Annotated in this window: 22 protein-coding genes; 5 read left to right on the forward strand and 17 right to left on the reverse strand. The window is 62.0% G+C overall.

What is annotated here, in order from left to right; translation table 11 throughout:
• Window positions 1–48: 48 nt before the first annotated feature.
• Entirely contained in the window at window positions 49–360 is a 312-nt protein-coding gene (locus QQL79_RS09585; protein WP_284390192.1) for a MocE family 2Fe-2S type ferredoxin, read from the forward strand.
• A 72-nt stretch (window positions 361–432) separates the two neighbouring features.
• Window positions 433–1,662, forward strand: coding sequence for an NAD(P)/FAD-dependent oxidoreductase (locus QQL79_RS09590; RefSeq protein ID WP_284390193.1), 1,230 nt, complete (start codon window positions 433–435; stop codon window positions 1,660–1,662).
• 265 nt (window positions 1,663–1,927) lie between these two features.
• On the opposite strand, the gene QQL79_RS09595 is transcribed toward QQL79_RS09590, so the two are convergent.
• Window positions 1,928–2,473, reverse strand: coding sequence for a MarR family winged helix-turn-helix transcriptional regulator (locus tag QQL79_RS09595; protein ID WP_284390194.1), 546 nt, complete (start codon window positions 2,471–2,473; stop codon window positions 1,928–1,930).
• An 85-nt stretch (window positions 2,474–2,558) separates the two neighbouring features.
• On the opposite strand from QQL79_RS09595, the gene QQL79_RS09600 reads away from it, so the two are divergent.
• On the forward strand, window positions 2,559–4,091 hold the full coding sequence (locus QQL79_RS09600; protein WP_284390196.1) for an MDR family MFS transporter: 1,533 nt from the start codon (window positions 2,559–2,561) through the stop codon (window positions 4,089–4,091).
• Window positions 4,092–4,178: 87 nt separating this feature from the next.
• Here QQL79_RS09600 and QQL79_RS09605 read toward each other — a convergent pair whose 3' ends face one another.
• From QQL79_RS09605 to QQL79_RS09630, 6 genes are all read right to left on the reverse strand, one after another.
• Window positions 4,179–4,634 carry a MerR family transcriptional regulator gene (locus QQL79_RS09605; protein WP_284390198.1) on the reverse strand — a complete coding sequence of 152 codons (456 nt, stop codon included), beginning with the start codon at window positions 4,632–4,634 and terminating at the stop codon, window positions 4,179–4,181.
• 27 nt (window positions 4,635–4,661) lie between these two features.
• Window positions 4,662–4,973, reverse strand: a complete 312-nt coding sequence (locus tag QQL79_RS09610; protein ID WP_284390199.1) for an integration host factor subunit alpha — start codon at window positions 4,971–4,973, stop codon at window positions 4,662–4,664.
• A gap of 237 nt (window positions 4,974–5,210) precedes the next feature.
• On the reverse strand, window positions 5,211–6,188 hold the full coding sequence (locus tag QQL79_RS09615) for a beta-ketoacyl-ACP synthase III (RefSeq protein WP_284390201.1): 978 nt from the start codon (window positions 6,186–6,188) through the stop codon (window positions 5,211–5,213).
• Window positions 6,185–7,255 carry a phosphate acyltransferase PlsX gene (gene plsX, locus QQL79_RS09620; protein WP_284390203.1) on the reverse strand — a complete coding sequence of 357 codons (1,071 nt, stop codon included), beginning with the start codon at window positions 7,253–7,255 and terminating at the stop codon, window positions 6,185–6,187. Before plsX ends, QQL79_RS09615 begins: the two co-directional genes overlap by 4 nt.
• A gap of 121 nt (window positions 7,256–7,376) precedes the next feature.
• Window positions 7,377–7,922, reverse strand: a complete 546-nt coding sequence (locus QQL79_RS09625) for a YceD family protein (protein ID WP_284390205.1) — start codon at window positions 7,920–7,922, stop codon at window positions 7,377–7,379.
• Complete coding sequence (locus QQL79_RS09630) at window positions 7,919–8,446, reverse strand: ubiquinol-cytochrome C chaperone family protein (protein WP_284390207.1); 528 nt, start codon at window positions 8,444–8,446, stop codon at window positions 7,919–7,921. Before QQL79_RS09630 ends, QQL79_RS09625 begins: the two co-directional genes overlap by 4 nt.
• A gap of 160 nt (window positions 8,447–8,606) precedes the next feature.
• On the opposite strand from QQL79_RS09630, the gene QQL79_RS09635 reads away from it, so the two are divergent.
• Window positions 8,607–9,056, forward strand: a complete 450-nt coding sequence (locus QQL79_RS09635; RefSeq protein ID WP_284390209.1) for an outer membrane protein assembly factor BamE — start codon at window positions 8,607–8,609, stop codon at window positions 9,054–9,056.
• Between the two features lie 97 nt (window positions 9,057–9,153).
• Here QQL79_RS09635 and nusB read toward each other — a convergent pair whose 3' ends face one another.
• The 6 genes from nusB to glyA are packed head-to-tail and all read right to left on the reverse strand — an operon-like array spanning window position 9,154 to window position 13,710.
• Window positions 9,154–9,648, reverse strand: a complete 495-nt coding sequence (nusB, locus tag QQL79_RS09640; RefSeq protein WP_284390211.1) for a transcription antitermination factor NusB — start codon at window positions 9,646–9,648, stop codon at window positions 9,154–9,156.
• Window position 9,649: 1 nt separating this feature from the next.
• The gene (locus QQL79_RS09645) at window positions 9,650–10,123 is read right to left on the reverse strand and encodes a 6,7-dimethyl-8-ribityllumazine synthase (RefSeq protein ID WP_284390212.1); all 474 of its coding nucleotides are present in this window, start codon (window positions 10,121–10,123) and stop codon (window positions 9,650–9,652) included.
• 10 nt (window positions 10,124–10,133) lie between these two features.
• Window positions 10,134–10,751 carry a riboflavin synthase gene (locus QQL79_RS09650; protein ID WP_284390214.1) on the reverse strand — a complete coding sequence of 206 codons (618 nt, stop codon included), beginning with the start codon at window positions 10,749–10,751 and terminating at the stop codon, window positions 10,134–10,136.
• Between the two features lie 57 nt (window positions 10,752–10,808).
• Window positions 10,809–11,918, reverse strand: a complete 1,110-nt coding sequence (ribD, locus tag QQL79_RS09655; protein ID WP_284390216.1) for a bifunctional diaminohydroxyphosphoribosylaminopyrimidine deaminase/5-amino-6-(5-phosphoribosylamino)uracil reductase RibD — start codon at window positions 11,916–11,918, stop codon at window positions 10,809–10,811.
• A complete protein-coding gene (nrdR, locus tag QQL79_RS09660) occupies window positions 11,915–12,394 on the reverse strand; it encodes a transcriptional regulator NrdR (RefSeq protein WP_284390218.1) in 480 nt (159 codons plus the stop codon). The genes ribD and nrdR overlap by 4 nt, the downstream gene beginning before the upstream one ends.
• Window positions 12,395–12,405: 11 nt before the next feature.
• Window positions 12,406–13,710: a serine hydroxymethyltransferase gene (gene glyA / locus QQL79_RS09665; RefSeq protein WP_284390220.1), complete on the reverse strand. Its 1,305-nt coding sequence runs from the start codon at window positions 13,708–13,710 to the stop codon at window positions 12,406–12,408.
• 200 nt (window positions 13,711–13,910) lie between these two features.
• On the opposite strand from glyA, the gene QQL79_RS09670 reads away from it, so the two are divergent.
• Window positions 13,911–14,390 carry a BA14K family protein gene (locus QQL79_RS09670; protein ID WP_284390222.1) on the forward strand — a complete coding sequence of 160 codons (480 nt, stop codon included), beginning with the start codon at window positions 13,911–13,913 and terminating at the stop codon, window positions 14,388–14,390.
• 9 nt (window positions 14,391–14,399) lie between these two features.
• Here QQL79_RS09670 and QQL79_RS09675 read toward each other — a convergent pair whose 3' ends face one another.
• The 4 genes from QQL79_RS09675 to QQL79_RS09690 all read right to left on the reverse strand — a co-directional run bounded on the left by QQL79_RS09675 (window position 14,400) and on the right by QQL79_RS09690 (window position 17,398).
• A complete protein-coding gene (locus tag QQL79_RS09675) occupies window positions 14,400–14,603 on the reverse strand; it encodes a DUF6898 family protein (RefSeq protein ID WP_284390224.1) in 204 nt (67 codons plus the stop codon).
• Between the two features lie 146 nt (window positions 14,604–14,749).
• The gene (locus QQL79_RS09680) at window positions 14,750–15,946 is read right to left on the reverse strand and encodes a L,D-transpeptidase family protein (RefSeq protein WP_284392859.1); all 1,197 of its coding nucleotides are present in this window, start codon (window positions 15,944–15,946) and stop codon (window positions 14,750–14,752) included.
• A 313-nt stretch (window positions 15,947–16,259) separates the two neighbouring features.
• Window positions 16,260–16,769 carry a transcriptional regulator LdtR gene (gene ldtR, locus QQL79_RS09685; protein ID WP_284390226.1) on the reverse strand — a complete coding sequence of 170 codons (510 nt, stop codon included), beginning with the start codon at window positions 16,767–16,769 and terminating at the stop codon, window positions 16,260–16,262.
• A 218-nt stretch (window positions 16,770–16,987) separates the two neighbouring features.
• Window positions 16,988–17,398 carry a hypothetical protein gene (locus QQL79_RS09690; protein WP_284390228.1) on the reverse strand — a complete coding sequence of 137 codons (411 nt, stop codon included), beginning with the start codon at window positions 17,396–17,398 and terminating at the stop codon, window positions 16,988–16,990.
• Window positions 17,399–17,467 lie beyond the last annotated feature (69 nt).

Below are 17,467 nucleotides of genomic sequence, written 5' to 3' on the forward strand. Positions count from 1 at the left end.
CGGTGGGTGGGCGGGCGTCGAAACGGATCGAGCGTTTGAGGACACGGAATGACCGAGTGGATTGAGGCTTGTGGAATCGACGATGTGGACGAGGAGGATGTGATCCGCTTTGACCATGGGGGGCGGGTTTATGCGATTTATCGCAGCCTCGAGGACATCTATTTCGCCACGGACGGGCTGTGTACGCATGAGCAGATCAGCCTGGCCGATGGGCTGGTGATGGACGACATCATCGAATGCCCCAAGCACAATGGACGGTTCAATTACAAGACGGGCGAGGCCAAGGGCGCGCCGGTGTGTGTGAATCTGCGGACCTACCCGGTGAAGGTTGAAGGCGGGGCGGTGTTTATCGAGGTTTAGGCGCGATCTGCCCTCCTTCCCCCTTGCGGGCAGGGAATTGAATCGGGCTCTCGGGTTATTGGGGATGAGACTATGAGCCAGCATTTCGTAATCGTTGGCGCCGGAGAGGCCGGGGCGCGGGCGGCTGTTGCCCTGCGGGAGCAGGGTTTTGATGGCGATGTGACGCTGGTGGGTGGGGAGAGCCACCTGCCCTATGAGCGACCGCCGCTGAGCAAGGAGGGCATGCTGGCCGAGCTGTTTGCCGCCAAGACGATTGCGACGGCGGAGAACCTGGCTGAGGCGGGCATTGCGTTTCGTGGTGGCTTTTCTGTTGCCGGCATCGACCGGGCGGGCAAGCGGCTCGAGGGCGTGGATGGGCGCGCCATTGGCTATGACAAATTGCTGTTGGCGACCGGGGCGGCGCCGCGGCGTTTGCCGGGGGTTGAGGGCGAGCGGATCGTTTATCTAAGAACGATTGAGGATGCGCTGCGACTGCGTGGGGCGCTGGGCGTGGGCAGGCATTTGGCTGTCATTGGCGGCGGGTTCATTGGGCTGGAGCTGGCAGCGAGTGCGCGGCAGCGCGGCGCGGAGGTGACGCTGATCGAGGCCCTGCCCCGGTTGTTGTCGCGCGGGGTGCCCGAGGCGATGGCGCGGCAGATTGAGGCGCGGCATCTAGCGGGTGGCGTGGCGCTGGTGTTTGGCGATGGCATTGCCGGAATTGCCAGCGGGGCGGAGAGCGCGGTGGTGACGTTGGCGAGCGGGCGGCGGATTGAGGCCGATCTGGTGCTGGTGGGGATCGGGGCTGTGCCCAATGTGGCGCTGGCGGAGGGGGCTGGGCTGGCCGTCGAAAATGGGATTGCGGTGGACCGGCATTTGGCAACGGGGGATGCCGATATCTTTGCGGCGGGGGATTGCTGCTCGTTTCCGCTGGAGATTTATGGCGGGCGGCGGGTGCGGCTGGAAAGTTGGCGCAATGCGCAGGACCAGGGCAATTTGGCGGCGCGGAATATGCTGGGGGCCGGTGAAGCGGTTTCCAGCGTGCCGTGGTTTTGGTCGGATCAGTATGAGCTGACCTTGCAGATTGCGGGGCTGAGTGACGAGGGAGCGACGATAGTCCGGCGGGAATTGGGGGATGGGGCGAGCATTTTGTTTCATCTCAGCGCCGATGGGCGGCTGGTGGCGGCGAGCGGGCTGGGTGTGGGGAATGCGGTGGCGCGGGATATTCGGCTGGCGGAGATGCTGATTGGGAAGGGCGCGCGGCCGGATGTGGCGGCGCTGGGGGATGCAGGGGTGAAGTTGAAGGGGTTGTTGGCGGCGGCGTGAGGTTTTTAGGGGATACCCCCTCCTAGCCTCCCCCTGACAGGGGAGGGATCTCTCCACTCTTGGAGTGAGATCGAGTTCCAACCACAAGGCGGTCCCTCCTCCTATCAGGGGGAGGTTAGGTGGGGTATCCTCTGATATCGAATATGCGGAAGCATACCCCCACCCTGCTCGCTTCAACGGACTTAGCTAAGGCTAAGTCCTATCTCGCTTCCCTCCCCACAAGGGGGAGGGTGAGCCGACTGACAGCCCGGTGCTGAGGCCGACGCTACCCCTTCCCCGCTTTTGCCTTGGCTTCGGCCATCCAGCCACTGAAGCGTTGGAAGAGGCGGGCGAAGGTGACGAGGTCTTCTTCGGGCCAGCCGCCCAGGGCTTCGGCGAAGATGCGCCATTTATAGGTGCGGATGGCGGTGGCGTATTGCTGGCCGCGCTCGGTAAGTTCGAGACCGATGCGGCGGGCATCGGATTGCGAGGCGACCCGGCGCACGATGCCTTTTTCCACGGCGTCGGCCACGACCCGGCTGGCGCGCGAAGGGTCGACATTGAGGCGCTCGGCGATGAGGCCGACGGTGGCCTCGCCGCCCTCGATGGCGCAGAGTTCCAGGGCGCTCAGGATTTCGAGATCAGCGACATCGATATCGAGCTTGAGGTCGCGCAGCGCCATGCGTCCCATTTCGCGGCGCTGCATGGAGCGGCGGATATGGATCATGACATGGTCGATATCCATCGTCGCCTGCGCGGCGGCGGGCGTCAGACCCAGCTCGATGAGGTGTGCAAGGTGGCTTGCGCGGGCGTCGCTCTCAGACTTGGCCATATTATTCCGTTGCGTTTGTCATATATGTGCTATTGACATATAATTGACTCTAGCACATTTTGGCGCAAATTCAACAGGTGCCGCCATGACAGAAACCGCTCCCGCCCTCACGCAACGCCGAAAAATAGCGATTTATGTCTCGGTGCTGGTGGGTATGTTCATGGCCTCGCTCGATATGCAGATCGTGGCGACGGCGCTGCCCACTATCGCGGCTGATCTGGGGAAGCTGGAATTGTTCGGCTGGGTGGGCGCGGCCTATCTGCTCGCGACAGCGGCGGTGACGCCATTCTACGGCAAGCTGGGCGATCTGTTCGGGCGCAAGAAGGTGTTCATGGTAGCGATCGGGCTGTTCGTCATCGGCTCGGTGGCGTGCGGTTTTGCCTGGTCGATGGAAAGCCTGATTGCGGCGCGCGTGCTGCAGGGGCTGGGCGGCGGTGGGCTGATGACCTCGGCTTTCGGCATCATTGCGGACCTGTTCGAGCCGCGCGAGCGGGCGAAGTACCAAGGCTATAGCTCGGCGGTGTTTACGCTGTCGGGACTAATCGGGCCGGTGGCGGGCGGGATTATCAGCCAGGCGATTGGGTGGGAATATATCTTCCTGATCAATCTGCCGATCGGCATTGCGGTGATTGCGGTGCTGGCTTTCGTGATGCCCAGCTTCGAGACGGGGCGGCAGCCGAGCATTGATTATCCGGGTGGCTTGCTGTTGGCGGGCGCGGTGACGGCGACGGTGTTCTGGGCCGAGGAAGCGCTGGGCGGCGGCTATGGCGGGGTGATGGTTTACCTGCTGCCGGTGATCGCCATTGCCGCTATCATCGGCTTCGTGCTGGTGGAAAGGCGGGCGGTGGAGCCCATTGTGCCGCTGCATGTGCTGGGGAACCGGACCATTGCGCTGTCGCTGGCGATTTCGGTGATTTCGGGCGTGGCGACGCTGGGCATGCTCAATTATTTCGCGCTGTTCCTGCAGACGGTAACCGGGCTGCCGCCTGCCTATGCGGGGCTATTGTTCCTGCCCTCGTCGGTGGGGTCGCTGGTGGCCTCGATCGGGACAGGGTTTATCGTCGCGCGGACGGGGCGGTACAAGCCGTTTCCAGTGGCAGCGATGGCGCTGGGTGTGCTGGTGATGCTGGCCTTTGCCACGGTGCATGCGACGACGCCGATCTGGGTGATCGGAATTTTGATGTTCTTCTTCTCGTTTTCGATCGGACTGCAGATGCAGACGCTGATGGTGGCCGTGCAATCCTCGGCGCCACGGCGGGATGTGGGCGCGGCCACGGGGACACTGACACTGGCGCGGATGATCGGGGCTTCGCTGGGGCTGGCGGCCAATGGCGGGATTTTGACTGCGGGGCTGGCGCGGGGACAGGCCGGGATATCGGCGGAGACGTTGGCTTTGATGCCGGGCACGATGAGCGAGATGACGCCGGCAGCGATTGCTACTCTGCCCGCTGCGGCGGCGCAGGAGGTGGTGGAGGTGTTTGCGACTGCGTTTGGGTCGGTGTTTTATTTTGGCGCGGGGTTGTTTGCCGTGGGGCTGATCTGCGCGGCGTTCATCGAGAACAAGAAGCTGGAGCAGCATGCGACTGAGCCGGGACCGCAGGTGGCGGTGGCGGAGTAGGGCTTACTCTCGGGGCGCCCTCCTCCACCCCTCTTCCCCATCAAGGGGAGGGTGAGCCCGGTGGGGTGGGGTTGGCATTGTGCCCGATCAGGTCTCTCGTGCGCGTTCCAGGATGCGTTTGCATTCGAGGAGTTCGCGCAGGACGTCGGAGAGTTTGTCGCGGGATTCGCGGTCGAGGGCGGGGCTGGCGTGCATGACGGCTTCTTCGACTTCCGCCTCGTCGCCGGCTTCCTCGGCCATTTCGATCAGGGGGAGCAGCTCTTCGACGGGGCGGCCTTCACCCACGGCGATGACGTAGCGGCTGCCCTGATCCTTGAGGATGCGCTGGACGCCCTTGATGGTGAAACCCTGATCATAGAGCAGATGGCGGATGCCGCGGAGCAGAAGCACGTCTTCTGGGCGGTAGTAACGGCGGCCGCCGCCGCGCTTCAGCGGCTTGATGGTGGCAAAGCGAGTTTCCCAGAAGCGCAGGACATGCTGTGGCAGGTCGAGCTCTTCGGCTGCTTCAGAGATGGTCCGGAATGCGTCGGGTGACTTATCCACGGTTGGCCATAGACTCGCTGAAATGCCTTATTTTCCAGCGCCGACCATAGACTTGTTGATCTTGGACTTCAACACGTTGCTGGGTTTGAACACAAGAACCTGCCGCGGAAGGATAGGAACCTCCTCGCCGGTCTTGGGATTCCGGCCGATGCGCTCGTTCTTGGAACGCACCTGAAACGAGCCGAAAGATGACAATTTGACGTTGGCGCCGGTGATCAGGGCATCGCCGATCAACTCAAGCACACGTTCCACCAATTCGGCCGACTCGGTTCTAGAAAGTCCAACGGTGCCGTAAACTGCTTCGGCAAGATCTGCCCGCGTTACCGTCTTCTGCGTCATTCGCACCCCCGTGTTGCCAACAGGGCAAAATCCCCAGGCTGGGACAGCAGCAATGGCGTCCCTGATACACTTGTTCCGGCACGGCCTGTTACGGGCAGCGCCACACAGCGGGATCCTTCCCTACGCCCCGGCGCTTCCTGCCAGCCCAAAAAACGGGCAGATTTCTGCGCGGGGTTCCTCCGACGGCATGGACACTAACGCCTTGAAACGGCTGAGGTCAATGCGGCCTTTGGCCTGTTACCAGCGAATAAGCGAGGCGCCCCAGGTGAAACCGCCCCCCATGGCCTCAAGCATGACCAGATCGCCCGGCTTGATCCGGCCATCGGCCACCGCGGCGCTCAGCGCCAACGGCACGGAGGCGGCGGACGTATTGGCGTGACGGTCGACAGTGACGATAACCTTTTCGGGTGGCAGGCCAAGCTTGGCCCCTGCCCCATCGATAATGCGCCGATTGGCCTGGTGGGGCACGAACCAGTCGAGATCGGCCACGGTGTAGCCCGATTTCTCCAGCGCGGCGTAGACGACGTCGGTGATCTTGCCCACGGCGTGGCGGAAGACTTCGGGGCCCTGCATATGGACATGGCCGGTGGTGCCGGTGGAGGACGGGCCGCCATCGACGTAGAGCTTGTCCCAATAGTGGCCATCGGACCGCAAGGCCGAGGCCAGCACGCCGCGTTCGGGGGCATCGTCGGCCAGTTCAATTCGCTCCATGATGGCAGCGCCGGCGCCATCGCCGAAAAGAACGCAGGTCGAGCGATCGGTCCAATCGAGCAGGCGCGAGAACGTCTCGGCGCCGATAACCAGGGCACGATTGGCGAGGCCATTCTTGAGATAACTGTCGGCGGTGGCCACGGCATAGACGAAACCGGAACAGACCGCCTGGATATCGAAGGCCATGCCATGATGCATGCCCAGCTTCATTTGCACGAGGGTAGCAGCGGCCGGGAAGGTATAGTCGGGTGTGGTGGTGGCGACGATGATGAGATCGATATCGTCCGGCGTGACGCCGGCATTGGCCATGGCCTGGCGGGCCGCCTCGACGGCAAGGTCAGAGGTGAACTGCCCTTCGGCCGCTATGTGGCGCTCCTTGATGCCGACACGCTGCTGGATCCATTCGTCGGATGTATCGACCATGGTCGCCAGTTCGGCGTTGGTGAGGATTCGCTCAGGAAGATAGCCGCCGACACCGCGGATGATGGAACGCGTCTTGGTCACGCCGGTTTCGCCTCAGATTCGGTCACGGGAGCGGCCTGGACCGCTTGGACGGGAAAGCGCTTCATTGTCTCCCCGATCTTGTCGATCAGGTGGCTGCGCGCCATTTCATAGGACAGGCCCAGGGCACTTTTATAGCCAATTTCGTCAGTGCCGCCGTGCGATTTGATCACAATACCATTGAGCCCCATGAATACCCCGCCATTGACGGTGCGCGGGTCCATCTTGCGGCGCAGGGCATTGAGCGCCGACATGGCAAAGAAGGCGCCGATGCGGCTCATCAGATTGGATTTGAGGGCGGAGGACAGGTAGCGCCCCACCTGGCGGGCGGTGCCTTCGGCGGTCTTGAGGGCGATATTGCCGACAAAGCCCTCGGTGACCACGACATCGACAGTGCCCTTGCCGATATCGTCGCCTTCGACAAAGCCATGATAGGTGAAGCCGGCGCCGCTGGCCTGGGCGAGAATCTTGCCCGCATCCTTGATCGAATCGAGGCCCTTGACCTCTTCGGTGCCGACATTGAGCAGGCCCACGCTGGGCATGTCATCGTCGAACAGGCAGCGCGCGAGCGCCGAGCCAAGAATGGCGTAATCCACCAATTGCTGGGCATCGGCGCCAATCGTGGCGCCCATGTCGAGCACGATGATATCGCTGCGCAAGGTGGGCCAGATGGCCGCGATGCCGGGGCGGGAGATGCCTTCCATGGGGCGCAGGCAGAAGGTGGCCATGGCCATCAGCGCGCCGGTATTGCCGCCCGATACGGCGACATCGGCCTCGCCATCCTTGACGGCCTGGATGGCCATCCACATCGAGGATGTGCCACGGCCCTTGCGCAGGGCTTGGCTGGGCTTTTCATCCATGGCGATGACGACATCGCAATGGCGCACGGTGGAGGCCGGCTTGAGCGCCGGGAATTCTTCGAGCAGTGGAGCAATCTGCTCCTGACGGCCATGGAAGATGAATCTCGTATTCTTGCGCTCACGCAGCGCCAGATAGGCTCCGTGGATCACCGCCCGTGGCGCGTTATCCCCGCCCATGGCGTCCACTGAGATTGTAATCGTGTCGGTCATATTTGCCCGTAAATCGACCCCACAGGGGGCGGTGCCGCAACATATCCCATCACAGGGAGGGTGCAAGCCCGCACAGTAATGCGGCTTGATGACGTGAGAAAGGGGCTTCCCTGTGGCCAGATCAGGCCTTTTCAGGGCCCGGCTTGAGCTTTTTGAGGCTGGCAAAAGGCCCCGCATCGGCGTCGTCTGGAGCCAGGCCAAGACTATCGAGGCTTTCCCCCGGCTGGCGGGGGTAAGGGTCTATCGCCAAAGCCAGAGTTTCGATCAGCAAGGCACTGAGATCGACTTCGGGCCCATCGATGTGGTCGGGAAAGTCGTCATCTTCCAGATCGACGAAAATTTCGGCGCCGGGGGCCGGCTTGTGGCTATGCCCTTCGGGCAGGAAAACCCGATCGATGGGTTCGTCAATATCCTGGGAGACCGGCTCGAAGGTGACGACGGAGGGCTGCACGATTCGCGCGGTGAGCCGGCCCTGAGCGCGAATGCCGCCGCGCAGGGGCACGACGACGAGATCGGCGCTGAAGGCTTCGACGGCGCTGAGCTTGAGCGCATCGGCCAGTTTCTGGCGGGCCGCCTCATCGGGCGCAACGGCAATGGCGCGACCGGTGGCAGGGAGCCGGTCGATGCGGACAATGGCATCCAGCAAGGGGGTGTCCTTGTGGGTCATGCAGTGGCCTCGAACGTGATGCTGCCGGCCATGATGGCTTCGGCGGACTGGGCTGCAAGGGCATCGTCCTGGGCCAGCAGATAGGCTGCAAGCGCGACGACGTGATCGCCATTCGCATCGTCAAAGATGTTGCGAACGAGAACAGCGCCAAGCGCGGCGGAATCGCGGCGATCCATGGCTTCATTGATGGCGGCGAGCAGGCCGAAAAAGATATTGCCCATTTTCTGGATCTTCTTGGGAACACCGAGATCGGTGACGCCCATTTCGCGCAAGGAGCGATCCATATCCTTGAAAAACAGATCGAACACCGCCTGGCTGAAGGCTTTCTGGCCGCCCTGCTCTGCCCGCAGACGCCGGAACAGCAGCGCCATGTGGAGGCTGATCATGTCAAAACGGCCGGTAACGGTATCGGGCACATTCCAATCGGCATAGAAGACCGGCTGCCGGGATTGCGCCACAATGGCGCTATAGATGGCGTAAACCGGCTCGGTGGCAGTGTTCTTGCGAAATAGTGACAAGATCATGGGATTGCGCTCAATGGCTCGATCGTTCTAACAAGACACTCAGCCGGGCAATGTCAGCTTGCCAGACGGACACGTTGGCGGCTACACATTCCGGCGGCCGGAACAGGCTGCAGCCTTGTCGTCGTGCCTATAATAGAGAGCCATCGAGGAAGTCAAATTCATGCCTCTGCGTCGTGTTTCAGGTTCCATTGCCGCAATCGCAGCGATCGCCGTCGTTTTGGCGGGCTGCAGCAGCAGCGGTGTCCAGTTGGTGAGCGAGCGCACCCAGGGCTATGAAATCTCCGAAGGGGCGATGGCCCAGATTCGCCCCGGCCAGAGCCAGGAACTGGTGACCATCGTGCTGGGCTCGCCGCAATCCACCAATACATTTGGCGACCAATCGGCTTATTATTATGTCGAGACCAAGGTGCAGCAAACCGCGTTCGGCGTGACGTCGATCAAGTCGCGCACGGTGCTCGCGATCTATTTCGACAAGAACAAGAAGGTCATCGACAAGGCGGTCTATACGGCGGCCGATGGCAAGACCGTAACCGTGGAAAGCCGCCGCACGCCGTCGTTTGGCGAGGACCGGACGTTTATCCAGCAGATTTTGCAGTCGTTCGGCGGGTAAGGCTGGGCGGACGCGATATGAAAAAAGCCCCGGGTTTCCGGGGCTTTTTGTTTTTCAAACGGAGGTCCCCGCTTTCGCGGGGATGACATTGTGGTGGCTACTTCGTGCCGCTCATGTCAGCGCCGGCTTCGCGGGCGATGGCGTCGAGGGCAGCGTTGACCATGCCGGTGGCGTCATCTTCGTAGAAGGCGCGGGCGACATCGATATATTCGGTGATCACGACGCGCGGCGGAATGTCCTTGCGGCGGAGCAGTTCGAAAGCGGCGGCGCGCAGAATGGCGCGAAGGGTGGCGTCGATCCGTTCGACCGGCCAGCCATTGGCCAGGGCGCGATCGACGGCTGGATCGATGGCGAGCTGATGCTTGGCGACTCCCGAGACGATCTGGCGGAAGAAATCGGCATCGGCCGGCAGATATTGTTCGCCCTCGATCTCGCGGCCAAGATGGAAGCTGCCGAACTGGGCAAGGGTATCTTCAAGCGTCGCGCGGCCCACATCCATCTGGTAGAGCGCCTGAACGGCGGCGAGGCGAGCAGCACCGCGCTGATTGGCGGTGCGGGTGGATTGCGGGTCGCGTTTGGGAGCGTCGGCCATTTTATGCGTTCAGCCGGGTCTTGAGGGCGGCCATGGCCAGAGCGGCGCGGGCGGCGCCGCCGCCCTTGTCCTGTTCGGACACGCGGGCGCGGGCCCAGGCCTGATCCTCGTTCTCGACGGTGAGGATGCCATTGCCCAGCGGCAGGGCGTCAACGACGGAGATTTCCATCAGCGCGCGGGCGCTTTCATTGGAGACGATCTCGTAATGGGTGGTTTCGCCGCGGATGACGGTGCCCAGGGCAACGAAGCCATCATAATCGCCGGCCTCCAGCGCCATGGCAATGGCGGCGGGGATTTCGAGGGCGCCGGGAACGGTCACTACATCAAAGGTTGCGCCGGCGGCCGTGATGGCAGCGGAAGCGCCGGCCAGGAGCTCGTCGGCCAGCTCGGTATAGTAACGGGCCTCGACGATGAGGAAGTGCTGGCCATCGGCGGAGCCGGGCTCGATGGGGAAATTGGCGCCGTGAGAGGCCATGGGGCAGTCCTTATTTGCGGAAGTCGCCAAGGGTTTCAAACAGGCGCGCCGCGTAGCGCGCCATAGGGTCGACCTCGATATTGACGCTGTCGCCAACCCCATAATCGCCCCAGGAGGTAACTTCAACCGTATAGGGGATCAAATGGACCGAGAAGCGGTTGGCTTCGACATCGTTGACGGTGAGCGAAGTGCCATTGAGGGCCACGCTGCCCTTTTTGGCGATGAAGGGGGCGACGGCGTCGGACACGGCGAACGTATAGGTGATCTGGTCGCCAGTCTGCTTTTTGTCGACGATTTCAGCCATGCCATCGATATGGCCGGAGACGATGTGTCCGCCCAGCTCGTCGCCGATCTTGAGGGAGCGCTCCAGATTGACCCGTCGGCCGAGCTGCCATTTGCCGACTTGAGTGACGGCAAGGGTTTCGAGGGCCGCGAAGACTTCGAACCAGTTCTGACCGTTATCGATGCCCTTGTCGGTCACCGTGAGGCAGATGCCATCATTGGTGATGGAGGCGCCCATGTCGATGCCGGCGGCATCATAGGCCGTGCCGATGCGCAGCAGGCGCCCGTCATTGCGGTCTTCAACCCTGAGCAATTTGCCGACGTCGGTGACGATACCGGTGAACATGGACTATTCCTGAAGTGTCGTGAGACTATTGATATAGCGAGGCGCGAGCGCCGGCGGCTACTGAGAAATGCTGGCATGCCGTTCGAAGATGGTGACCAGATCATCGCCAAGCGGTTGACTATCGGCCTCCACCAGGCCCGCGGCGGCGAGCCGATCAGCCAGGGATTGGCCGGCGCGGGCGGGTAGACCGCCCTTGCCTATCGTCACCGGGCTGGTCAGTAGGGCAAAGCGATCGACAAGGCCGGCATCGAGCAAGGCAGCGGTGAGGCGGGCGCCGGGTTCGACGAGCAGATGCTGGATGCCCTTGCGGGCCAGCGCGCCAAAGGCCAGGGCCAAGTCGGGACGTCCCTTTTTGCCCTCGACGCGGAGGATTTCCACAGATGGCGGCGCTTCGACCGGGGCGTCGGTTTCCGCAATGATTGCAAGGCGATGGGCGGAGAAGCGATCAATCAGATTCACCTTGCGGTCGATGCCCTTGGCGCCGGCGAGCACGACGCGGAGCGGCGTGCGGTTCTCGAGGCCCGGCAGGCGGACGGTGAGCTGGGGATCATCGAGCCGGGCGGTGGAGGCGCCGATCAGTATGGCTTCGGAGCGGGCGCGCTGCATATGGGTCCAGTCGCGGGCGCCATCGCCGGTAATGGCGACATTGCCCTGGCCCTTGCGGCCGATCATGCCATCGGCGGAGACCGCGAGCTTAGCCGTGACGAAGGGGCGCCCTGCCCCGTGACGCAGGGCATGACCGGCATGGAGGGCGCGGGAGGGGGCGTGGTCGGCCAGGATGACCTCGATGCCCGCCGATTCGAGGCGCCGGATGCTCTCGCCTGATGTGCGCGGATCAGGATCGCCCGTGCCGATGACAACGCGCAGCACGCCGGAGCGGACGACGGCATCGACGCAAGGCGGCGTGCGGCCCCAATGATGGCAGGGCTCGAGCGTGACATAGAGCGTGCGCCCCGATGCTTCGAAGCCGGCCGCTTCGAGCGCCTGCGACTCGGCATGCGGGCGGCCGCCCTTGGCGGTGACGGCACGGGAAATCAGCGTTTGAGTGACGGGGTCGACGACGAGCGCGGCGACAGTGGGATTATCGGCGGTGGTGCCGAGATAGGCGGAGGCATAGCGCACGGCCGCATCGAGCCAGCGGATATCCTCGGGGCCCGGCCCGCTCAATCGTCCTGATCCTGAACGATATCCTTGCCGCTGGCGAGTTCGCTGAGGAAAGACCGGAAATCGTCGGCGGCGGAGAAATTCTTGTAGACCGAGGCGAAGCGGACGAAGGCGACGTCATCGAGGCCCTTGAGGCCTTCCATGACATATTCACCGATCTGATCGGAGGTGACTTCGACTTCGCCCAGGCTTTCGAGCTGGCGGACAATGCCTGATATCATGCGCTCGGTGCGATCGGGATCGACCGAGCGCTTGCGTAGCGCGGTATAGACCGAACGCGAGAGCTTTTCGCGATCGAACGGGACCTTGCGGCCGGACTTCTTGACCACGATCAGATCGCGCAGCTGCACCCGCTCGAAAGTGGTAAAGCGGCCGCCGCAGCCATTGCAGACGCGGCGGCGCCGGATGGCACCGGAATCCTCGGTGGGACGGCTGTCCTTGACCTGCGTATCGTCGTTGCCGCAATAGGGACAGCGCATGCTTGGCTCTTTTAGCTGGCGTAGATCGGGAAGCGCGCGGTGAGCGCCTTGACCTTGTCACGCACGGCAGCTTCGACAGCGGCATTACCCTCGTCGGAATTGGCCTCGCGCAGACCATCGAGCACTTCGACGATCAGGCTGCCGATTTCCTGGAATTCGGCAACGCCGAAGCCGCGGGTGGTGCCGGCAGGAGTGCCCAGACGAATACCGGAGGTGACGAAGGGCTTTTCCGGATCGTAGGGAATGCCGTTCTTGTTGCAGGTGATGAAGGCACGGCCCAGGCCCTGCTCGGCGCGCTTGCCGGTGGCGTTCTTGGGACGCAGGTCGACCAGCATCAGATGGTTGTCGGTGCCGCCGGAGACGACGTCGAGGCCGTGCGACTTGAGCGTTTCGGCCAAGGCACGGGCATTGTCCACCACCTGGCGGGCATAGACCTTGAATTCGGGCTGCAGCGCTTCCTTGAAGGCGACGGCCTTGGCGGCGATGACATGCATCAGCGGCCCGCCCTGCAGGCCCGGGAAGACGGCCGAATTGATCTTCTTGGCGATATCCTCGTCGTTGGAGAGGATCATGCCACCACGCGGGCCGCGCAAGGATTTATGCGTGGTGGTAGTGGTGACATGGGCATGCGGGACCGGCGAAGGATGCACGCCGCCGGCAACCAGCCCAGCGATATGGGCCATATCGACCATGAGATAGGCGCCGACGGAATCAGCGATCTCGCGAAAACGCTTCCAATCCCAGATGCGGGAATAGGCGGTGCCGCCGGCCAGGATCAGCTTGGGCTTGTGCTCATGGGCGAGGCGTTCGACTTCGTCCATATCGAGCAGGTGATCGTCGCGGCGCACACCATAGGAAACGACGTTGAACCACTTGCCGGACATGTTGACCGGCGAACCATGGGTGAGATGGCCACCGGAATTCAGATCGAGCCCCATAAAGGTATCGCCCGGCTGCAGCAGCGCCAGGAAGACGGCCTGATTCATCTGGCTGCCCGAATTGGGTTGCACATTGGCGAATTTGGCGTCGAAGAGCTGCTTGGCGCGTTCGATGGCGAGGGTTTCAGCCACGTCGACGAACTGGCAACCACCATAATAGCGCTTACCCGGATAACCTTCCGCATATTTGTTGGTCATGATCGAGCCCTGCGCTTCAAGCACCGCGCGGGACACGATGTTTTCGGACGCAATCAGCTCGATTTCGTGCTGCTGGCGACCGAGTTCATCACTGATCGCGCCGGCGATCTCAGGATCGGTCTCGGCAAGATTTGCGGAAAAGAACTTCGGAAAAGGCGAAAGAGAGGTCGCAGCGCTCATGGGCTCAACTCCAGGGCGATCCCAACATGTGGTGTCGGAAGGATGGTACGGGCGCAGCCTCTAGCACGATCCGCGCCTTCAATCCATGCGTTGCCACAGTAATTTCTCAATTGGCAGGCAACCGTCGAGCGCGCTTGCGCATTTCTGTTTGCATAGGGCCGGTGACCCCCGGCCGGCGGGGTGGTTTTGGAGAATTCGACATGAAGACGAAATTTGGAAAACTTGCCGCGGCGGTAATTGCGGGAACCGTGGCGCTGACCGGCGTGGTACCGGCATTTGCGCAGGGCGGCGTGATGATGAATCCGCAGGGCGGCGGCAATGGCAACTGGTCGCAACGCGACCGGGTGATCATGAGCTATTGCGACCGCAACCCGCGGGACCGCGATTGCCGCGGCTATTATGGCGGCGGCTGGCGTGACCGGGATTACGACACCTTCTACCGTAGCCGCCGCAACTCGCTAGACGGCATTGCCGCGGGCCTCTTCGGCTTCGGCTTCGGCGCCCTGTTGGGCGGCGCGCTTGCCGGCCAGAACAACAATAATTATGGCGGGCAGCCGGTCTATGGCGGCGGCTCTTACCGGGCGCATGTGAACGCCTGCTATGCGCGCTACCGCTCTTATGACGAAGAGACCGATACCTTCATGGGCTATGACGGCATCCGCCGCCGCTGCATGCTGTAGATAAGGCCGCTAGAATAAGCGTTTTTCCTGCGCCGGTGGCTCCGTCTGGAGTTTCCGGCGTAGCTTTGCCAGGGCGAGTTGCTGCATCTGGTTGCGAGTGGCGGAAACGGGTGTGATGACCACGACCTCGGTACCGCTGGCGCTGTCTATGGCGGCGACACGCATCTGTTGGCCGAGCTGGACGAACTCAAACAGAACTTCACCTTGGGCCATGGCTGCGTTCCTCTGGTTTGGGCGCATGGTGCCCGATTCCATGACAAAACAAAAACGCCCTCCGGATGGAGGGCGTTTTGCGTTGTCATGGCTTTGGAGAAAGCCCCCTCACCCAGCCTGCGGGCCGTGAGGCGCCAACGCCGGCATTAGGCCTCGAAGGTGACCTTGCCCTGGGCGTCGAAATTGTAGACGTCGTCGCGGAAGCTGACAGTGCCCTGCTTATTGGCCCAGGCCGTGATGTAGGTGGTGTGCAGCGGCACGCGGGCCTTGCACTCGACATCGAGGCGCTGCAGGGATTCGAAGGTCATATCGACCTTGTTCTGATCCCAATCGCCATTGTCGCGCAGCAGCCAGTTGACCAGCTGGTTGACGCCCTCGACGCGCACGCAGCCCGAGGAGTGGAAGCGGGCGTTTTCGCCGAACAGCGCCTTGGTCGGGGTATCGTGCAGGTAGCAATCGTAGGGATTGTAGAAGTTGATCTTACAATGGCCCATGGAATTGGCCGCACCCGGCTCCTGGCGATACATGTAATTGATCGCGTTGCCGAGATTGTTCCAATCGATCGACGCGGGCGAAATTTCGGTGCCGCTGCCATCGTAGATATGGATGTTCTGTTCGGCCAGGTAGTTGGGATTTTCCAGCATGTACTTGGTCAAGTCGCGCTCGACCAGCGACTTGGGCACATGCCAATAGGGATTGAAATTGATCTGGCTGACCTTGCTGGCCATGATCGGGGTGGCGCGATCGACGCGACCAACCACTGCGGTATGGCGCTGTTCGACCATGCCACCATTCACCGCCTCGATGGTCGCAGCGGGGATATTGACCACGACATAGCGTTCGCTGAGGTTTGACGCCATGGTCTGAACGCGCTGGGCGTTGAGATAGAGCTGGTTGAGCCGCGTCTGGGCCGGAACCGAGAGCGCATACCAGGTGGCTTCATCGACCTGACCGGTGACGACAAGGCCATGACGGGCCTGAAAGGCACGAATGCCAGCATCGGCGGGAGCGTCGATCATGTCGCTGACATTTTCGACCATTGCCATATCGCCCGAGGAGATTAGGCGGCGCTTGAGGGCGACGACGGCTTTGCGCGACTCGCCGAGCTTGAGGCCATAGGCTTCCTGGGGTGTCTCTTCCCAGCCGCCGGCGGCCACGAAGGGCTCGTATTGAGAAATGGCCAATTGCAGATTGTAAGCCGTGTCATAGGACAGGATCGGCTCATTCGTAGCGATCAGTGCCTGGGCGGCAGCGGTATTGCCGTTTTGGTCGACATTACGCAGCACGCGGTTGCGGTCGAACATGTCCCAGAAGGAGTCCTGGGCCCGCACCACGGAAGGCATGGCCAAGGCAGCGCCACTCACAGCCATGGATTGCAGAAGAGAACGACGATTCAATCGCATCAAGTCACCCGAAATATCCAGCCCGCCGGATGAAACCGGCTTTACCATCGCGTCCCGCCCGTCACAACGCGGTCAAGCGAGTGTGAACTTTGGACTTCATAAACCAAGAATAGACGGGAAATGGTTTCAAACCACGTAACGAGGCAAATGCTGGCCATTTGCGGCTGAAATAAGAAACGCCAGCGCTGAGGCTGGCGTTTGCTTGATGGTGTGGCTGGCAGGCAACAAATCCCCTGCCCGGCCTGTCTTCTATTTAGAGTTTATAGAGGATCTGATCGACCCAGAAGCGCTCGAGACGGGCCAGCGCCTTGTTGAGGCCGTCGAATTCATCATCGCCCAGGCCGCCGACCTTATCGATCGACTTGAGGTGGCGATCATAGAGCTCGTCGATGACTTCGGCCACTTCCTCGCCCTTGGGGGTCAGCTTGATGCGAACCGAGCGGCGGTCGGAACGGGAGCGTTCCTGGAAGATATAGCCGGTTTCGACAAGCTTCTTGAGATTGTACGAGACGTTGGAGCCCAGATAATAGCCCCGAGACCGCAGCTCGCCGGCTGTCAGTTCGGCATCGCCGATATTGAACATCAGCAGCGCCTGGACAGGGTTGATGTCGTCCCAACCCATGCGGTCGAACTCATCCTTGATGAGATCGAGCAGGCGGCGGTGAAGACGCTCGACGCGCGAAACGGCTTCGAGATAGAGCGGCTTCAGGCTTTCGGTCCGGCCCGGAACCATTGCCTCGGCGGCGTTGGATTTGATTGCCATTTGTGCCTCACTGTTTATCAGTCCGTGCGATTTTTCGCATCTCATGAGGCCAAACTACGGCGCCCCGACTAAGATCGCCCTAAGCCACACGCTTAAAACTATCTTACTGGAATACAATGAGAATTTGGCTTAATTCTTCGTATCACCTGGTGATAAAATTGTAACCTTACCGAGGTGTGACGGGCATGAGCGAGATTAGACGCTCACGCCCGGCCAAGCTAGGCGATAGTGAGGAATGGCCTGGCGAAGGCGAGCTTGAGCGCCAGCATGCCGGCCACCGCAAGGGCCTGCGCCAACAGTAAAAATAGTCCCAGTTCGCTCATCTGGCCGGCATGAATAGCGGCCAGCGCAACGCTGCCAATGCCCCAGAGCGCGTCGCCGGCCACGTGGATGGCGAGCATGGCCGGGGTCAGCTGCCGGGCCCGCGCTGTCAATAAGTTGAACGCGGCCCAGGGCAGTAGGATGAGGCCGGAGGCAATCAGCAAGGCATTTGGCAGGGGCCAGGCCAGGAGTGCGGTAAGCGGCGCGGCCGCGGCAGCAAGAACCGCGCCGAGAATGAGGCAGGCTGCGGCATCGGCGAAATAGATCATGCGGGGGTGCAGCTTGAGGGCGTTGGCAAGAGCAGTCATCGGGGATCTCCGTGTCGGTGTTTTCGATGGACATGAGACTGGCCCGGGGAGGTAATGACCTCAATTACC

The sequence above is a fragment of the Devosia yakushimensis genome (assembly GCF_030159855.1).
In the GTDB taxonomy this organism is placed as follows: domain Bacteria; phylum Pseudomonadota; class Alphaproteobacteria; order Rhizobiales; family Devosiaceae; genus Devosia; species Devosia yakushimensis.